Origin of the sequence: Prauserella shujinwangii (assembly GCF_003001955.1) — a bacterium.
Taxonomy (GTDB): Bacteria; Actinomycetota; Actinomycetes; order Mycobacteriales; family Pseudonocardiaceae; genus Qaidamihabitans; species Qaidamihabitans shujinwangii.
This window is the reverse complement of the sequence record NZ_PVNH01000012.1, coordinates 33,663-50,496: the sequence shown is the minus strand read 5'-3', so window position 1 is coordinate 50,496 and position 16,834 is coordinate 33,663. Positions and strand designations below refer to the sequence as shown.

16 protein-coding genes and 1 other RNA gene are annotated in these 16,834 nt (G+C 73.8%); 12 read left to right on the top strand and 5 right to left on the bottom strand.

From position 1 onward, the window contains the following. The first annotated feature begins 85 nt into the window (after positions 1-85). Positions 86-1,048, top strand: coding sequence for a cobalamin biosynthesis protein CobD/CbiB (locus tag B0I33_RS25850; protein ID WP_106181496.1), 963 nt, complete (start codon positions 86-88; stop codon positions 1,046-1,048). A gap of 21 nt (positions 1,049-1,069) precedes the next feature. Here B0I33_RS25850 and B0I33_RS25845 read toward each other — a convergent pair whose 3' ends face one another. The 4 genes from B0I33_RS25845 to B0I33_RS25830 all read right to left on the bottom strand — a co-directional run bounded on the left by B0I33_RS25845 (position 1,070) and on the right by B0I33_RS25830 (position 4,097). Beyond that, complete coding sequence (locus B0I33_RS25845; protein ID WP_106181495.1) at positions 1,070-1,717, bottom strand: FMN-binding negative transcriptional regulator; 648 nt, start codon at positions 1,715-1,717, stop codon at positions 1,070-1,072. A gap of 68 nt (positions 1,718-1,785) precedes the next feature. Continuing rightward, positions 1,786-2,631, bottom strand: coding sequence for an SURF1 family cytochrome oxidase biogenesis protein (locus tag B0I33_RS25840; protein WP_106181494.1), 846 nt, complete (start codon positions 2,629-2,631; stop codon positions 1,786-1,788). A gap of 102 nt (positions 2,632-2,733) precedes the next feature. Continuing rightward, a complete protein-coding gene (locus B0I33_RS25835; protein WP_106181493.1) occupies positions 2,734-3,609 on the bottom strand; it encodes a fructosamine kinase family protein in 876 nt (291 codons plus the stop codon). Continuing rightward, complete coding sequence (locus B0I33_RS25830) at positions 3,606-4,097, bottom strand: low molecular weight protein-tyrosine-phosphatase (RefSeq protein ID WP_106181708.1); 492 nt, start codon at positions 4,095-4,097, stop codon at positions 3,606-3,608. Before B0I33_RS25830 ends, B0I33_RS25835 begins: the two co-directional genes overlap by 4 nt. A gap of 52 nt (positions 4,098-4,149) precedes the next feature. Here B0I33_RS25830 and B0I33_RS25825 point away from each other — a divergent pair, with 52 nt between their 5' ends. The 5 genes from B0I33_RS25825 (at position 4,150) to rnpB (ending at position 8,389) form a co-directional block, all read left to right on the top strand. Next, complete coding sequence (locus B0I33_RS25825; protein ID WP_106181492.1) at positions 4,150-4,968, top strand: Nif3-like dinuclear metal center hexameric protein; 819 nt, start codon at positions 4,150-4,152, stop codon at positions 4,966-4,968. Beyond that, positions 4,965-5,702, top strand: a complete 738-nt coding sequence (locus tag B0I33_RS25820) for a zinc ribbon domain-containing protein (RefSeq protein ID WP_106181491.1) — start codon at positions 4,965-4,967, stop codon at positions 5,700-5,702. Before B0I33_RS25825 ends, B0I33_RS25820 begins: the two co-directional genes overlap by 4 nt. Beyond that, complete coding sequence (locus tag B0I33_RS25815) at positions 5,699-6,817, top strand: bifunctional RNase H/acid phosphatase (RefSeq protein ID WP_106181490.1); 1,119 nt, start codon at positions 5,699-5,701, stop codon at positions 6,815-6,817. The genes B0I33_RS25820 and B0I33_RS25815 overlap by 4 nt, the downstream gene beginning before the upstream one ends. A 101-nt stretch (positions 6,818-6,918) precedes the next feature. Then, entirely contained in the window at positions 6,919-7,983 is a 1,065-nt protein-coding gene (locus B0I33_RS25810) for a flippase-like domain-containing protein (RefSeq protein WP_181193456.1), read from the top strand. 8 nt (positions 7,984-7,991) lie between these two features. Beyond that, positions 7,992-8,389: RNase P RNA component class A (rnpB, locus tag B0I33_RS25805), an RNA gene on the top strand. 74 nt (positions 8,390-8,463) lie between these two features. Here the strand turns inward: rnpB and B0I33_RS25800 are convergent. Then, positions 8,464-8,973 (bottom strand): nuclear transport factor 2 family protein, encoded by a 510-nt coding sequence (locus B0I33_RS25800; protein ID WP_106181488.1) that lies wholly within the window; start codon positions 8,971-8,973, stop codon positions 8,464-8,466. A 38-nt stretch (positions 8,974-9,011) separates the two neighbouring features. On the opposite strand from B0I33_RS25800, the gene B0I33_RS25795 reads away from it, so the two are divergent. The 6 genes from B0I33_RS25795 to B0I33_RS25770 all read left to right on the top strand — a co-directional run bounded on the left by B0I33_RS25795 (position 9,012) and on the right by B0I33_RS25770 (position 16,831). Continuing rightward, positions 9,012-9,659, top strand: a complete 648-nt coding sequence (locus B0I33_RS25795) for a TetR/AcrR family transcriptional regulator (RefSeq protein WP_245901072.1) — start codon at positions 9,012-9,014, stop codon at positions 9,657-9,659. Positions 9,660-9,670: 11 nt separating this feature from the next. Further along, on the top strand, positions 9,671-10,540 hold the full coding sequence (locus B0I33_RS25790) for an SCO6745 family protein (RefSeq protein WP_106181486.1): 870 nt from the start codon (positions 9,671-9,673) through the stop codon (positions 10,538-10,540). A gap of 544 nt (positions 10,541-11,084) precedes the next feature. After that, positions 11,085-11,348 (top strand): hypothetical protein, encoded by a 264-nt coding sequence (locus B0I33_RS25785; protein WP_106181485.1) that lies wholly within the window; start codon positions 11,085-11,087, stop codon positions 11,346-11,348. 15 nt (positions 11,349-11,363) lie between these two features. Then, entirely contained in the window at positions 11,364-11,867 is a 504-nt protein-coding gene (locus B0I33_RS25780) for a hypothetical protein (RefSeq protein WP_106181484.1), read from the top strand. A 3-nt stretch (positions 11,868-11,870) separates the two neighbouring features. After that, positions 11,871-14,762, top strand: coding sequence for an ATP-binding protein (locus B0I33_RS25775; protein WP_106181483.1), 2,892 nt, complete (start codon positions 11,871-11,873; stop codon positions 14,760-14,762). After that, the gene (locus B0I33_RS25770; protein ID WP_106181482.1) at positions 14,759-16,831 is read left to right on the top strand and encodes a hypothetical protein; all 2,073 of its coding nucleotides are present in this window, start codon (positions 14,759-14,761) and stop codon (positions 16,829-16,831) included. The genes B0I33_RS25775 and B0I33_RS25770 overlap by 4 nt, the downstream gene beginning before the upstream one ends. The last annotated feature ends 3 nt before the right edge of the window (positions 16,832-16,834 follow it).

Genomic DNA, 16,834 nt, shown 5'->3' with positions numbered 1-16,834 from the left:
TGTGCCCTGGGTCCACCGTACGGCCGGGCGGTGGTCGAGTAGCCTGCCCCGCGACGGATTCTCCGAGGCCGGGGGGCGACACGGGGTGAGCGCGGCGCGAGCTGTCGGACTTCTGCTGGGGGTACTCGCGGACGGTGCCGTGACCCACCCGGCGCGGGAGCGGCCGGTCGCCGCGTTCACGCGGGCGGCCAGGGCCGTCGAGTCGCGGATCTACGCCGACCACCCGCTGCCGGGCGCGGTGCACGCGGGTGCGCTCACCGGCACCGCGGTGGCACTCGGGCTGCTGGCCGAGCGAGCGACCCGGCACCGGCCGGTGCTGCAGGCCGCGGGCACGGCGGTCGCCACCTGGCTCGTGCTCGGCGGCACGCGCGTCGCCACCGACGGCGCCCAGCTCGCCCGCGACCTGGAGACGGGCAGGCTCGACGGCGCGCGCGAGCTACTGGCCGGCTGGGACTCCCGCCGCACCGCCGACCTCGACGTGATCGGCCTGTCCCGGGTGTCCGTCGAGACCGTCGCCGAGCACACCGCCGACCAGGTCGTCGCGCCGCTCGCCTGGGGTGCGGTCGCGGGCGTGCCCGGTCTGCTCGGCGCCCGCGCGGTCGGGGTGCTGCGCACGGTCGCCTCGGCCCGCGACCCCCGGTACCGGCGGTTCGGCCTGGCTACGGCGCGGCTGGACGAGCTCGTGCAGCTGCTGCCCACGCGCGCCGCCGCGGCGCTCACCGTCGCCGGGGCTCCCGTCGTCGGCGGATCCGCGGGCGCGGCGTGGCGGGCATGGCGCCGCGACACCGTGCTGCACCCGAGCCCCAACGCCGGACGCGTGGAGGCCGCGTTCGCGGGCGCGCTGGAGGTGCGCCTCGGTGGCCGCGCCGCGTACCCGCACGGCGTCGCCGAGCTGCCCGTTCTCGGTGACGGCCGCAACCCGGACGCCGGGCACGTCACCCGGGCCGTGGAGCTTTCCAGGGTGGTCGGCTGGCTGGCCGGTGGCGCGTCGGCGCTGCTGGCCCTGGTGCTCGGCGCGCGCCGCCGGTCCCGCCGCCGAGCCCGGTGACGGTGCCGGCAGGCCGGCGCCTCACCCGGTCGCGTCCGGCGTGCGGCGCAGCAGATGGTGCCGCGCGCCCCGGTCGCCGGGGCCGTCGCGCCCGGCCAGCCGTCCCGCGATGGCGGCGCGGTGGTCGGCGTCCTTGTTGCCGCCGAACTTGAACTTGGCCCGCACTCCGGTCACCGTCAGCTCGACCCCGCGGATGGCCGGCAGCAGCCGCCGGTCGGGTTCCGCGCCGGGACGCACGGGCACGCGAGTGCCCGCGGTCTCGAACCGGGCGAGCATCCGGTTCAGCAGGTCCGCCTTCTCGTCCGGGTCGTCGATCACCCGGGCCGTGCACTCCAGCTGCACGGAGGCGTAGTACGACGTGGGCACGCCCAGCGCCGGGTCGCCGCCGGGCGCGGCGTTCCAGTCCGCGGGGACGTACGCGTAGTCCCCGGTCACCGCGAACAACGCCCTGGGGTTCTCCGCCAGCAGCGGCCACACCGGGTTGGGCCGCGCCAGGTGCAGCCACACGGTGTGCCCGCCGTCGCGGGCGTCGAAGGCGTAGTGCGCGGGTTGCACCACCGGCAGCTCGCGCCTTCGGCCGGACGCGACCAGTTCGCCGAAGTCGTGCTGCCGGAGGAACGTCACCCACTCGTCCGCGCCGGTGGCGGCGTCCCAGGGATGGATGAGCACGAGCCCACCCTGCCTCGACCGAGTGGACTGGGAACAGGGCCATTCTCGCGGTATTCGGAGATGCCACTTCAGCCGCGGCGGGCACCGTCCAGGCCGGCCTCGCGGCGCTCGTCCTCGGCGAGGATCTCCGCGACCGACTTGCGGCGCTCCGGCTTCGGCCGGTCGCCCGAGAGCACGCCGCCGGGCTTGAGCTCGCGGATCGTGAAATACAGCCACGCGAACAGGGTCATCGAGCCGAACGCGATCCACTGCAGCGCGTAGGAGAAGTAGGGTCCCGCGTCGAGCTTCGGCAGCGGCAGCGCACCCAGCACCCCCGGCTGGCCCTCGGCCAGCTGGAAGTACCCCGGCCGGAGGTCGAGGCCCGTCGCCGCGCCGACCACCGAGGAGCTGACGACGTAGCTGTGCAGCCTGCCCTGCGTCGACGCGTTGGCGAACGCCGGGCGGCCCTGCGGGTCCACCTCGTCCTGCCGCACCCGCGCCTCGACCCGCACCTGCCCCTCGGGCGGCGCGGCGTACGGCGGCACCCGCGTGTGGTCGTCCGGGCGGACGTATCCCCGGTCGACCAGCACCAGCTGTCCGTCCGTGGTGCGCAGCGGGGTGAGCACCTCGAACGCGGGTTCGCCCTGCACGGTGCGCAGCCGGGCGATGACCTCGTGCTCGGGCAGGTACGTGCCCCGCAGCTCCACGCGCGTCCACTCAGTGCGCTGGCCGGGTGCCTGCCCCGCGGGGAGCACGCGGTCGAGCGGTCGCGGTGGCGCGGTGAACGACTCGGTTAGCGCCGCGTTGCGGGCCTGGCGCTCGTCGTCGCGGTGGAACTGCCACGGCGCCAGCAGCGTGTAGCACGCGGTGGCGAAGACGAACACCACGAGCGTGAGCGCCAGCCAGCCGGGCCGGAGCAGGAACTTCCACCGCACCCCTCAACGGTATGTGGTCGCCCGCGGCCGCGGCACGTCAGCCCCGCCACAGCTGGTCAGCGCGGACCGGCGTGGGTCAGCGCTGCCGCTCCCGCGGTGGCGTCAGGCCCGCAGGGCCGCCCGGGCCGCGGCCAGCGCCTGCCCGGCGTAGCCCCCGCCGAAGACGGCCGCGTGCATCAGCAGCGGGAACAGCTGGTGCAGGTCCACCCGGCCGGTCCAGCCGTCGGCCAGCGGGGCCCCCGCGTCCCGCGCCGCGTCGGCGTACGCGCCGAGGACGTGGTCGAGCAGCGGCGTGCCGAACAGGCGGAGCATCGCCAGATCCGTTTCCCGGTGCCCGCCGTAGGCCGCGGGGTCGATCAGCCACACCCGGCCGTCGGCGGCCCAGTGCACGTTGCCGCTCCACGCGTCGCCGTGCAGCCGGGCGGGCGGCTCCGGCGGGCCGGCCAGTTCCGGCAGCCGGGCGCACACCTCGTCGAACACCGCCGCCTGCCCCCGGTCGAGCAGTCCCGCGTCGACGCACGTGCGGACGTACGGTTCGACGCGGTGCCGTGCGTAGAACGTGGGCCAGTCGGCGTGCTCCTCGTTGCGCATCGGCGCGAGGCCCATCCACGCGTCCACCGGCCCGCCCGGCGGCGGCGAGCCGAACGCGGGCGCACCCCGCAGGTGCAGGGCCGCGAGGCCGCGGCCGAACGACTCCGCGGCCGCGATGCCCGGTGCGCCCGGCGCGACGTAGTCGAGCACGATCCACTCGTCGTCGGCGCCGTGCACGGCGGGAACGGGCACGTCGCCGTGCTCGGCGAGCCAGCGCAGCCCGGCCGCCTCCGCCTGCGTGGCCCGCGCGCCCGCGCCGCGCTTGGCCACCACCCGGCGATCGTCGGCGAGTGTGACCAGGGTCGTCTCTCCGCCGAGGCCGCGGCCGCCGGTGGCCTCCGTGCCGACGTGCCGGGCCACGGCCCGCAGTGCCTCGTTCCTGCTCATCGGTTCTCGCGTACCCAGTCGAGGATCCCCGGTACCGCCCGCTCGATCATCGCCAGCACGTCGGCGAAACCGTCGCCGTCGCCGTAGTAGGGGTCGGGCACCTCGGCGCCCTCCGGCGCGGCCGGGTCGAACGAGCGCAGCAGGCGCACCCGGTCGCCGTCGCCGACGAGCCTGCGCAGCGCCTTGGCGTGGCCGCGGTCGGCGGCCAGCAGCAGGTCCGCGTCGAGGTGCTCGGCCCCGACCTGCGCGGCGACGTGCGCGACCGCGTAGCCGTGCGATTCCAACGTCCGCGTGGCCCTGGGGTCGGCGGGCTCGCCGACGTGCCACGGCCCGGTGCCCGCGCTCGTCACCCGGACCTGGTCGGCGAGCCCGGCCCGCCGGAGGTGCTCGCGCAGCACGACGGCCGCCATGGGAGAGCGGCAGATGTTGCCGGAGCACACCACGCAGATGTGCAGTGTCGCGTCTTGCCCTGAACCGGAACCTGGCATGGCCCTCAGTGTGCCGAACCGCCCGCGCGACGTGCGTGGGAGGATCGAACCCATGCCCGCGACAGTCTCCGACGTGATCGCCGCCCTCGATGCCGCCTACCCGCGCGAGCTGGCCGAGGACTGGGACGCCGTCGGCCTGGTCTGCGGTGACCCGGCCGAGCCGGTGGAGCGGGTGCTGGTGTGCGTGGACCCGGTCGAGGCGACCGTGGCCGAGGCGGTCGAGCTGGGCGCGCAGCTCATCGTGGCGCACCACCCGCTGCTGCTGCGCGGCGTGCACGGCGTGCCCGCGGACACCGCCAAGGGCAGGCTGGTGCACCGCCTGATCCGGTCCGGCATCGCGCTGTTCTGCGCGCACACCAACGCCGACGCGGCCCGGCCCGGGGTCTCCGACGCGCTGGCGGAAGCGCTGGGGCTGACCGTGTCGCGCCCGCTGGCCCCGCACGCGAACGGCGAGACCGGCATCGGCCGGATCGGCGAGCTGGCCGAGCCCGAGCCGTTCGCCGCGTTCGTGCGGCGCGTCGCCGGCGCGCTGCCCGCCACCCGGCCCGGCGTCTACGGCGCGGGCGCCGAGGACCGTCCCATCCGGACGGTCGCGGTGTCCGGCGGGGCCGGGGACGGTTACCTCGGTGCCGCGACCGAGGCCGGCGTCGACGCCTACGTGACGGCGGACCTGCGGCATCACCCCGCCGGAGAGCACCTCGAGCGGGTGGGCGAGGCGCCCGCGCTGGTGGGGGTCACGCACTGGGCCAGCGAGTGGCCGTGGTGCGCGCAGGCCGCCGCCGTCGTCCGCGCCGTGGGCGGCGTCGACGCGCACGTCTCCACGCGGTGCACCGATCCGTGGAACATCCGAGGACAGGAAGAGGCACAGTGAAGGCAGATCCCGCCGTGCAACGGCAGTTGCTCGACCTCGCCAAGGTGGACGCCGAGCTCTCGCGGGTGGCGCACCGGCGCCGGAACCTGCCCGAGCTCGCGGAGATCGCCGAGGCGGAGAAGCGGCTGCGGGAACGCCGCGACGCGCTGGTGGCCGTCCAGACGACCGTGTCCGACCTCGACCGGGAGGTGGCGAGGCAGGAGCGGGAGGTCGAGTCGGTGCGGGCGCGCGCGGACAAGGACCGCAACCTCATGCAGTCCGGTTCGGTGTCGGCCAAGCAGCTCACCGACCTGGAACACGAGCTGGCCACGCTGGAGCGCAGGCAGAGCGCGCTGGAGGACGACCTGCTGGAGCTCATGGAGCGCAAGGAGGCGGCCGAGCTCGACGCGCAGCGCACCAGCGCCGAGGTGAGCAAGGCGGAACAGGAGGTCGGCGACGCGGGCTCGCGGCGCGACGAGGCGCTGGCCGATCTCGACACCACCGAGGCGCGCAGGCGGGAGGACCGCGAGCGGCTGGTGCCCCGGTTCCCCGACGACCTGCTCGCCCTGTACGAGCGGGTGCGGGAGCAGCGGGGGATCGGCGCCGCGCTGCTGCGATCCCGGCGCTGTGGCGCGTGCCAGCTGGAGCTGGACCGCAACACGATCGCCGAGATCAAGGCGGCGCCCGAGGACGAGGTCGTGCGCTGTGACAACTGCGGCGCGATCCTCGTGCGCACGCTGGAGTCGGGCCTGTGAGCCGGCACGTCGTCGTCGAGGCCGACGGCGGGTCGCGCGGCAACCCCGGTCCCGCGGGATACGGGGCGGTGGTGAAGGACGCCGAGACGGGGCGGGTGCTCGCGGAGCGCAAGGAAGGTCTCGGGGTGGCGACCAACAACGTCGCCGAGTACCGCGGCCTCGTCGCCGGTCTGGAGGCGGCCGCGGAGGTCGGTGCCTCCACAGTGGACGTCCGGATGGACTCCAAGCTCGTGGTCGAGCAGATGTCCGGCCGGTGGAAGATCAAGAACGCGGTGCTGCAGCCGCTCGCGCTGCGGGCCAGGGACCTCGCGGCCGGGTTCGACCGGGTGCGGTACGAGTGGATCCCGCGGGCCGACAACGCGCACGCCGACCGGCTCGCCAACGAGGCCATGGACACCCAGGCCGGCGCCGCCGAGGAGGGCGAGGAGGCCGAACCGGAACCCCCGGCCCGCAAGGAGACGTCGTCGCCGAAGGCGTGGACGGGGGCGACCGGCAGCCCCACCCGGTTGCTGCTGCTGCGGCACGGGCAGACCGGGATGTCGATCGACCGGCGCTACTCGGGGCGCGGCGACGTGCCGCTCACCGAGCACGGGCGGTGGCAGGCCGGGGCCGCCGCGAAGCGGCTCGCGGCGATGACCGGGCTCGGCCCGGACGTGCCGGTGGTCGCCTCGCCGCTGACGCGGGCGACGCAGACCGCGCAGACCGTGGCCGACGCGCTCGGCGGCCGCGTGCGCACCAGCCAGGGCCTCGTCGAGACCGACTTCGGGGCGTGGGAAGGGCTGACGTTCGCCGAGGCGGCGGAGCGGGACCCGCGCGTGCACCGGGCGTGGCTCGGGGACTCGTCGGTGCGGCCACCCGGCGGGGAGAGCTTCGACGAGGTGCACCGCAGGGTGCGCAGGGCGCGGGACGAGATGCTGGCCGAGTACGGCGGGCGGACCGTGGTGGTGGTCAGCCACGTCACGCCGATCAAGGCGCTGCTGCGGATGGGCCTCGACGCGGGGCCTTCCCTGCTGTTCCGCCTGCACCTCGACCTGGCGTCGCTGTCGATCGTGGACTTCTACCCCGACGGCAACGCCTCGGTCCGGCTCGTCAACGACATCTCGCACCTCGGCTGAGTTCTCCCGGGGCTCGATACTCCCTGGCAGCCGTGCCGCCGGGAGGGGAAGCTGGAGACGAGGAGTCCGCTTCGAGTCTGTCGAGCCGAGCGAGGTGTGCGGTGGGGAGGCACCCGCGACGTTCCGCCGACCCGGCCGCGCGCCGGCGCCGACGGCGGCTGTGGCTCGACGCCGTGCTGGCGCTGGCCGGGGTGGGCGTCGCGGTGTGGCGGCTGGCGCCGACCTTCGCGGAGGCCGGTGACCCGGCCGCGCTGTTCGCCGGGCTCGGGTGGGACTGGCTGGCGGTGGCGCTGGTGCTCGCCGTGGCGTCGCTGGCCGCCTACGGAGAGCTGTACCGGGCGCTGCTGGCTTCCGGCGGGCAGCGGCTGCCGAGGGCGTCGGTGCAGGCGGTCACCTTCATCGGCAACGCGGTGACCCAGGCGATGCCGTCGGGCGGCTCGCTGGCGGGCGGGGCGTACTCGGCGACGGCGCTGCGCAGGCGAGGGGTGGACACGGCACTGGCGGTGTGGGCGGTGGCCGTGGCGGCGGCACTGACGGCGGTCACGCTCCTGGCGCTCGCACCGCTGGGCCTGGCCGCCTACGGGGTGCTCAGCGTGCCCGCGGGCGTCGCGCTCTCGGCCGGGATCGCCGTCGCGTGCTGGGCTGCCTGGCGGGCGAGCGGCCGGGAACGGGTGGTGGACGCGGTGGCGCGCGGAGTGCTGGCGGTGGCCCGCAGGCTGCCGTACGTGCGCCGCACCGACTGGCCCTCGCGGCAGGCGGGGCGGGTGAACCGGTTCGTGCGGCGGATCGGGCACCTGCGTCCCGCTCCCCGGCACTGGGCGGCGTTCGGCGGGATCGCGCTGGCGACGTGGCTGCTGGACTTCCTGGCCCTGGCCGCGTGCGTCGCGGCGGCGGGCAGTGCCGTGCCGTGGGCGGCGCTGGCCGTGGGATACCTGATCGTGCAGCTCAGCATCGGGCTGGAGCTGACCCCGGGCGGCACCGGTCCCGCCGAGGCCGGCCTGCTGGCGGCGCTGCTGTCGGGTGGGGTGGCGGCCGGGCCCGCCGCGCTCGTGGTGGTCGTCTACCGGGCGCTGACGCTGCTCGTGCTGGGGTTGCTCGGGTGGGCCGTGTTCGCCGGCGTGGCCGTGCGGCGGGCGCGCCGGCGGAGGCGGGCGGTATCCTCGTAGGTGGTGGACGAGCTGGCAGGGCGGCCGCGACGCGGCACCATCGGTGCCGTATCGAGGAAAGTCCGGACTCCGCAGGGCAGGGTGGTTGCTAACGGCAACCCGGGGTGACCCGCGGGACAGTGCCACAGAAAACAGACCGCCTGGCCGGTCCGGCCAGGTAAGGGTGAAACGGTGGTGTAAGAGACCACCAGCGTCCCGGGTGACCGGGGCGGCTGGGTAAACCCCACCCGGAGCAAGGCCAAGAGGGAGCTCCGGCTCCTGCGCAGGCGTTCGAGGGCGGCCCGTCCGATGCCTGCGGGTAGGCCGCTGGAGCCTGTCGGCAACGGCAGGCCGAGAGGGATGGTCGCCCATCGTGGCCCGCAAGGCGCCACGGGGACAGAATCCGGCTTACATGCCAGCTCGTCCACCACCGGTTCGCCGAGCCAGGGTGTGTCTCGCGCCAGCAACGGCTCAACTCCCCCCGCCGCACGGGTCCGCGCGCTACCCGGCGGGCTCGACCGCGTCGCCGGTGTCCGGCAGGGCGGTCAGTGCGGCGGTGATCGCCGGGATGTCCTGGTACTCGCGCCAGTGCGTGATCAGGCCGTCGTGGACCCGCAGGACGGCGATGCAGGTCACCGAGGCGCGCAGGCCCGTGCTGGTGACCGTTCCGGTCAGTTCGTACTCGACGACGATCACCTCGGGATCGCCGGTCTGGTATGTGGCCAGTTCACGGAACCGCTCGAACCGCACCAGCAGGCCCGCGCCGCTGGTGCGGTAGTACGCCAGCCACGCCTCGCGGCCTTCGTGGCGCCGCATTCCCGGCGGGGCGAACGGGGTCTCGACCACGACGTCGTCGGCCAGCAGCTCGGCGGGAAGGAGCGTGGCGTCGGCCCCTCCCCGCCCAGGACCGCGTCCTGCATGCGCCGGTAGGTCACGAGTGGACCCGCCGTGCCGGGAGTCGATGGGGTCATGGCCGCACCTCCGAATAAGATGAGTGATACTCACTATCATATAGTGAGCGTGACTCATTTTGTCAATGAGGAGGGCCAGTGCACCGAGACGGCATGCCGCCTGCCGACCACGAGGAGGCCGAACGACCGCTGCGCGCCGACGCTCGCCGCAACCGCATCCGGATCCTGGAGGCGGCCGGGGCCGTGTTCGCCGAGCAGGGCGCATCGGCCTCCACCGAGGCGGTGGCCGAGCGTGCCGGGGTGGCGATCGGCACGGTGTTCCGGCACTTCCCGACCAAGCCCGCACTGCTCCAGGCCGTGGTGATGAACCTGCTCGACCAGCTCATCACCGAGGTCGACGCGCTGGTCGAAGACTCGGCGCCGGGCACGGGCCTGTTCGAGCTCTGCACCCGGGTCATGGAGATCAGCGCCCAGAACGGCGCCGTGTTCGAACGGCTCGCCGAAACCGGGACCCGGGTCCACGTCGGGGACGCCCTCGCCCGGGTCCGGCCCGCCGTCGAGCTGCTGCTCGACCGCGCCAGGAACGCGGGCGCCGTCCGCGGCGACCTGCGACCGGACGAGCTGACCGCGCTGCTCGCGGCGCTCTGCCAGGAAGCGATGACCGGCGAGTGGAGCCAGGGTTTCCGCCGTCGCGCGCTGACCATCCTGTTCGACGGGATGCGACCCGGCGCGCGGCCCCGGGACGGCGACGGCCAACAGGGTTGGCGCACTGCTAACAATGAGTAGGGTTCGCGTCCATGGACGCTGAAGAAGCCCGCACCACCGCGTACCGCTGCCACCGGGTGCTCGACCCGCTGCACTCGCTCATCTACTTCGCGCCGGAGGCCGAGCAGGAGTTCACCGCCGTCGGCCTGGAGAAGGGGCGCATGCCCTACTTCGCCAGCCGGTCGGCGCCGCTGGGTGCCGTCGGTTCCGGCGTGGTCGCCGCGACGTTCTACAACTTCAACCCCGAGCTGGTCGCCCGGCACATCCCGAGGGCGTGGACCCTGGCGTCACCGGACCGCATCCTGGAGGCCCGGTTCATCGCCGCCGAGACGGCCCTGCGCAGACTGCTCGGCGACGAGATCGCCGACTCCGCCGAGATCCGGGAGCTCGCGGAGCTCACGCGGGAGGCCGCCGAGGGCTGCTACCCCGACGGCAGGCCGCTCTACGCCGCCCACGCCGACCTCGACTGGCCCGGCGAGCCCCTGCTGGTGCTCTGGCACGCGATCACCCTGCTGCGCGAGTTCCGCGGCGACGGCCACATCGCCGCCCTCGTCAACCACGGCTACGACGGGCTGGCCGCGCTCGTCTCGCACACCGCCACCGGCAAGGGCTTCACCGAGGAGGCGGCGCGGAAGCTGCGCGGCTGGTCCGAGGAGCAGTGGTCCGGCGCCGTCGCGGGACTGCGCGAACGGGGCGTACTGGACACCTCGGGCGCGCTGACCGAGCAGGGTGTGCGTGAACGGGAGTTGATCGAGGAGGAGACCAACGCCGCCGCCACCCGCCCGTGGGAGCGGCTCGGCGCCGACAAGGCCGCGCGGGTGCAGGAACTGGGCAGGAAGCTCAGCCGGACCGCCGTCGCGGCGGGCGCCTTCCCGCCCGGCCTGTTCGCCGCCGCACGCTGACCTGTCCGCCGGTGAGCGCCCACGCGCGGCGCTCACCGGCGTTTCGCGCAGCAAAACCCTCACAATGGGGGAACCGTCACACTCCGTCAGCAAAAACCGGGGCCGAGGTGAGCTCCCCGTAACCGATTTCACCCGTCGGCGTGGGCATCCGTGCCGACCTCGTTCGGTGCGACGGTAACTACACCGAGGTGATTATCGGCGCCGAACGGGGCATGGTTCACTGGTACCGCCATCATCCAAGGGTGGCTGTCCGCACTCACAGTGAGAAGGATGTACGCATGTGAGTGAGTCCATGCGCACACTAGGAAATCCGGGTGGACTGGGTTAAACCTGGACGCCGTAGCGGCGATGATGGAGGGCGGACGAGTTTCAGTGAGACGGGCCGTGGAGCGGGCCGGGCGGTTGCGGCAGAGCCGCCCATGCCACCTTTGACCGCTACTTCACGTAACGCCATGATGTTATTCGAACACGGCAAGTGCTGGAACCTCCGCGGAGCGCACACCGGTGCGTTTCGCACCACGCTCCGCGCACTCGGGAGTACGCGATGACCACGATGACGCTTGCGGCGCTGGCGCAAGGAGAGCTCGGCACGGGCAACGTCCGGGCCTGGATCCTCGACAACATTGTCCCGCTGGTACTGCTCGCGGTCGCGCTGCTGCTGCTCTGGCTGGGCGGCGGCAAGGGCGACAACGCCGGCGTGATGCGCAGGCTGGCCGGTGTGGTGATCGCGCTGGCGATCATCGGACTCGCCGTCAGCGGCCTCGGTGTCGATGTCGGCGAATGGATCGCCGGCTTGTTCACCGGCTGACGCGGGGCACGGGCAGTGCGCATTCGAACCGATGACGAGGTCTACCGGGTCGACGCGGTGTGGCTCGGCCCGCCGAAGGCGACGTTCCCCTGGCGTGCCCGATATGTCGCGTGGGGCGTCGGGATCCCGGTTTTCCTGGTCGTGCTCGGCGTCGAGCGGCAGATGGGGATCGGCTTCGGCTTCTTCTCCACCGCGTGGGCGTTCGTCGCGACCATCGCCATCACGCGCCTGATCACGGCCAAGATCAGCCACGAGCGGCCGCTCGGCGCGGTCTTCACGATGTGGATGCGGGAGCTGTACGCGCCAAGGGAACGCAAGAGCGGCACCGGCGGCGCGGTGACCGCGAGCAAGATCAGGGTGCGGGCCGAACGGCCGCGGCCGAAGAACCGGCGCGGCCCGGCCGCGCGCGCCCGGGAACCGGACAGACAGCAGCCAATGGGGGTGGTGTCCCCGCCGGGGACAGGCAGGAAGACAGCACGAGCGCGCCGCCGCCGGTCACCGGCGCCGGTCGGGAGGTAGTCGTTGTTCGGTCGCGGCAGCAGCCGGCGAGCAGGGCAGGCACAGTCGACGCAGGCACCGGGTGGCCGAGGCAGGAGGCTGCCCGGTGAGCAGGCCATTCCCAGCTACACCCCGTCGATCGCGGTGCGCAGCATCGACGGACACCTCGTGCGCACGGGCAACGAGATCTACGCCTGGTACCGGCTGGCGCCGCAGCGCTGGTCGTTCCGGTCCGACTCCCAGCGCCGCGACCTGGTCGCGGCCATCGCCGGTCAGTACGCCGAGCTGCAGGGCCGCTGGCTGCACCTGCGGGTGACCACCCGGCCCTACCCGATCCGCATGTGGGCCGAGGCGCACGTGCACAACGCGCACAACCGGCCCTCCGACGTGCCCGGCGCACTGTCCTTCGACGACTACCTCGTCGGCGAGCAGCAGCAGCTCCTGGGCCGGTCGATGGCGGAGAAGGAGGTGTACCTGGGCGTCCAGGTGCAGACCCGGCGCGTTGTCGACCGGGCCGTCGAGCGGGCGGCCCCGCTGCTGCGCCGGATCCTGCCCGAGGCCGTCGACGCCGAGCTCGCCGCGCTGGACTCCGAGGTGGAGCACCTGGACGGCGTCATCGGTTCGGCCGGTCTGGAGGGCAGGCCGGTACAGGCCGAGGAGATGTCCTGGCTGATGCACCGGTCGTGCTCGCTGGGCCTGCCCGCGCCGCGCAACCTGCCCGCGGTGCCGGGCGCCGAGTGGGAGCCGGAGGACCTGGCGAGCTTCACCGACGCCGCCGACTTCCACTGCGAGCCGTACGCGCCGACCGTCGCGGTCCGCGGCCGCACCGGCTCCAACGCGGGTGTCAAGCGGCACGTCGCCGTGCTCACCGTCGGCCAGATGCACGGGCTCCAGATCCCCGAGGTCGACGATCCCTGGGTGCAGCACGCCGACCGGCTGCCCGCCTCCGTCGAGTGGTCGGCCCGCATCTACGTGCGCAGGCCCGAGGACGTCGCGAGCGAACTGCAGCGCCAGATGAACAAGGTGCGCTCGCAGGTCAAGCACTACACCGACGAGCACGAGCTGGAGCCACCGCAGTCGCTGGCCCGGCAGGCCGCGCGGGTGCTGGAGATCGACGACGAGATGACCTCGGGCTTCACCGCGCTCGCCACCCGGGTGCGCTCGTGGTGGCGGCTCGCCGTGTCCGGACCCACCGAGCGCGACGCGCTCAAGCTCGCGCAGCAGCTGCTCGACCTGTACAAGCCCAAGGTCGCCATCGAACACCCCGAGGCGCAGTACGCCCTGGCCAGGGAGTTCATCCCGGGTGAGCCGCTGGCCTCCGCCGCGTACATGCGGCGCGGCTCGGTGGTCTGGGCCGCCTCGGCGGTGCCGACCGCCACCGCCGAGGTCGGCGACCGGCGCGGCATCCTGCTCGGCGAGACCTGCACGGCCACCCGCCGCCCCGTGGCGTGGGACCCGTGGATGGCGCAGGAGATCCGCGACGGCTCGGGTCTCACCGCCGTCGTCGCGGGCCTCGGCGGCGGCAAGTCGTTCCTCGGCGGCGGCGTCGTCTACAAGACACTGCGGGCGGGCGCGCACTGGACGATCCTCGACCCGTCCGGGCCGCTGTCGCGCATCTGCGACCTGCCCGAGCTGCGGCCGTACGCGCGGCCGATCAACCTGCTCAACGCGCAGCCGGGCATCCTGAACCCGTACCGGGTGGTCGCGGAACCCCAGCTCGAACACTTCCTGGACGAGGACGACCCGGAGCGCGCGTGGCGGCGTGAACGGGCGCTCGCCGGCGCCACCCGGCGCCGCCTCGTGCTCGACGTGCTCTCCGGCGTGCTGCCCTACGACGTGGCGCGGATGGCGCAGACGCGGATCGTGCTGCTGCGCGCGGTCCGCGCGGTCGGCGGCCGGTTCGACGCCCACCCCGGCCAGGTGATCGACGCGCTGCGGCGCGACTCCAGCGAGCACCACGAGCACGCGGTCGTCGTCGCCGACTTCCTCGACGAGCTGCGCGAGCGCATGTCCCTGCTCATTCCGGAGGCCGACGCCGACCCGTACTCGGAGGGCCGCGACGACCGGCTCACCGTGCTGACGATGGCCGGGCTGACCCTGCCGAAGGAAGGCGTGGGGCGCGAGCACTGGACCGACGCCGAGGCGCTCGGCGTGGAGATGCTCAACCTCGCCGCGTGGCTCACGCAGCGCTCGGTGTACGAGAAGCCGAAGGACGAGCGCAAGGGCGTGTGGATCGACGAGGCGTTCTTCCTCTCCGAGGTGCCCACCGGCCGGGTCCTGATGAACCGGTTCGCGCGGGACTCGCGCAAGTGGAACGTCCGCGTGCTGCTGTCCTCGCAGATCCCCGCGGACTTCCTGCGCATCCAGGGCTTCGTGTCCCTGCTCGACTCGGTGTTCGTCGGGCGGCTCGACGACGAGGAGGCGCAGGCCGACGCGTTGCGCCTGCTGAAGGTGCCGGTCGGCGTCGGCTACGAGCAGGTGGTCGCCGCACTGGGCAGGCGCCCCGGCGGGCAGCGGGACACCGTCGAGCGCGACCGCGAGCCGAGGCAGTTCATCTTCGGCGACGGCGCCGGCGGTGTCGAGCGGATCCGGGTCGACTTCTCCGGTCCGCACCTGGAGCACCTGCGGGCCGCGATGGACACCACCCCCGGCTCGCTGCCGGAGAAGCCGCCCGCGCGGCCCGGTTCGCCACCGGAGGCGGAGCCGGAACGCGTGCACGTGCCCGAGCCGCCGGAGGACGACTTCGAGGAGGACCTGGAGCTCGAGGCGGAGCTCGAGGTCGGGCTCACCGAGGACCAGCTGCTCGACGAGCACCTGCCCGACGGTGCGCCGAACGGCTCCGGCGACACCGCGGGCGGCAGGCGGGAGCAGCGGGCTGGCGCCGGGAAGAACGGCACCGGACGGGACGCGGCATGAGCGCCCTGCTGATCGTGCTGGCCCTGCTCGCCGGCGCGGGCGCGTGGCGCGCCGCCCGGCGCGGGCGCGCGGCGGGCCGCGCCGTGCGCACCCGGAAAAGACTCCGGTCGCTGGTGCTGGTCATCGCCTTCCTCGGGCTGCAGACGGTGGCGCTCGCCCCGCCCGCCCTGGCGCAGGACTGCGAGGCGCCCAACCCGGAGCGGCCGGGGTCGGGCATGGTCGGCGCCATCGATCCTCCCGCTACCCACGGTGAGAACGGCAGCGCTTACCTGGACTACAGCTATGCCGGCATGGTCTGGCACACCTACCAGGAGGACTGCAGCGGGGTGATGTCCGGGGTCTCGGACCCGGACACCACCATCGACACCTGGGCGGGCAACCAGCTGTTCAACATCGCGAAGAACATCGTCGGCGCCACCAACTCGCTGCACTACACGGTGCTCGAGGGCGGGCTGCTGAACCCGATCCACAGCGCCGTCTCCTCCGGCGCCGAGAAGGTCTACAACAACATCTACACCCAGCTGTTCGGCCTGGTCGCGCTGCTGCTGGCCATCATGATGTTCCGCAACATCTGGCGCGGCGACCTCTCCACCGTGAGCAAACGCGCGCTGTTCGCGCTGGGCGCGGTGTGGCTGGCCGCGTCCTCACTGGCGCTGCTGCGGTACTTCGACCCGATCGACCAGGCCATCGTGCAGACCACGACCAACATCCAGGCCGGGTTCATCGACGAGTCCGAGGACCGGATCGTCCGCGAGATGCTCCCGACGGACCTGCACAACCAGGTCGTCTACCAGAACTGGCTGCGGGGCGAGTTCGGCTCGCCGGACGCGCCGCAGGCCGAGGAGTTCGGCCGCCCGCTGCTGGACGCGCAGGCCTTCACCTGGGAGCAGCTGCGCAACGGGGACGACGCCGACCAGTCCGTCGTGGACGAGAAGAAGGCCGCGTACAAGGAGATCGCCACCCAGCTCGGTCCCGCGACCGGGTACTTCACCGGCGAGGACGGCAGCCGCACGGGCTCCGGCTTCCTCGCCCTGCTGCAGAGCCTCGCGTACGCCCTGTTCCAGCTGTTCGCGAAGGCGGCGGTCCTGCTCGCGCAGGTGCTCGTGCGCCTGTTCACGCTCACCGCGCCGCTCATCGGCCTGGTCGCGCTGTTGCACCACGACATCCTGCGCCGGGTGGGCAAGGTCGTCGGCGTCGTCGCCTTCAACCTGCTCGTGCTCTCGGTGCTGGCCGGGGTGCACGCCCTGCTGCTGCGGGCGATCTTCGGCGCGAGCGGTTCGCTGTCGATGGTCACGCAGCTGGTGATGGCCGGGCTCGTGACGATCCTGCTGTTCCTCGTGGGCAGGCCGGGACGGCGGCTGTGGCAGATGGTCGAGATGTCGGTCGGCATGGTCGGCGCCGCGGTGCCCTCGCCTCGCTCCGGGCTGTTGTCCCGGTTCCGCAAACGCTCCACCGAGCCGTCGCCGCAGGACGAGTTCTGGCAGAACGTCCGCGACAACGACGAGGCCGAGGGTGGCGCGCGGACCAGGGGCTCGACCGGTGCCACCACGGGTGGTGCCCGCTTCCGTCCCGAGGCCACGGTGTTCGCCACGGCGCAGCGCCTCGACGACCCGGCGGCGGGCGGGTACCCCGGCTACTCCGGCGCCGACCGGGCCGGGTTGCCCGCGGCCCGGCCGGCGTTGCCTCCGGGCGGCGGCCCGGGTGCCGGCGCGTACGCGGGCTACCCGCCCGGCCGTTCGCCGGGTGACTACCTGCGGGCGGGCGCCGCCACGGTGTCCCGGCCGAGCAGGCGGGTGGACACCGCACCCGTGTCCGACCGCGGCTGGGACCGCGGCGACGACGGCGACCCGCTCGTGGTGCCCTCGCGGATGGCCGCGGACGGGCCGGTCCGCGAGTCGGCGCACGCCGCCCCTGGCGGCGCGGTGCCGCCGCAGCGCTCCGGTGCCGGAGCGCCCCGCCGGGTGGAGCCGGAGATGGTGGCCGGCAAGCCGGTGTTCGTCCTCTACCGGCCCAGCCGTGGGCTCGAGGTGCGGGACGAGCTTCGCGACACCGACCACGCGATCCGGTAGGAG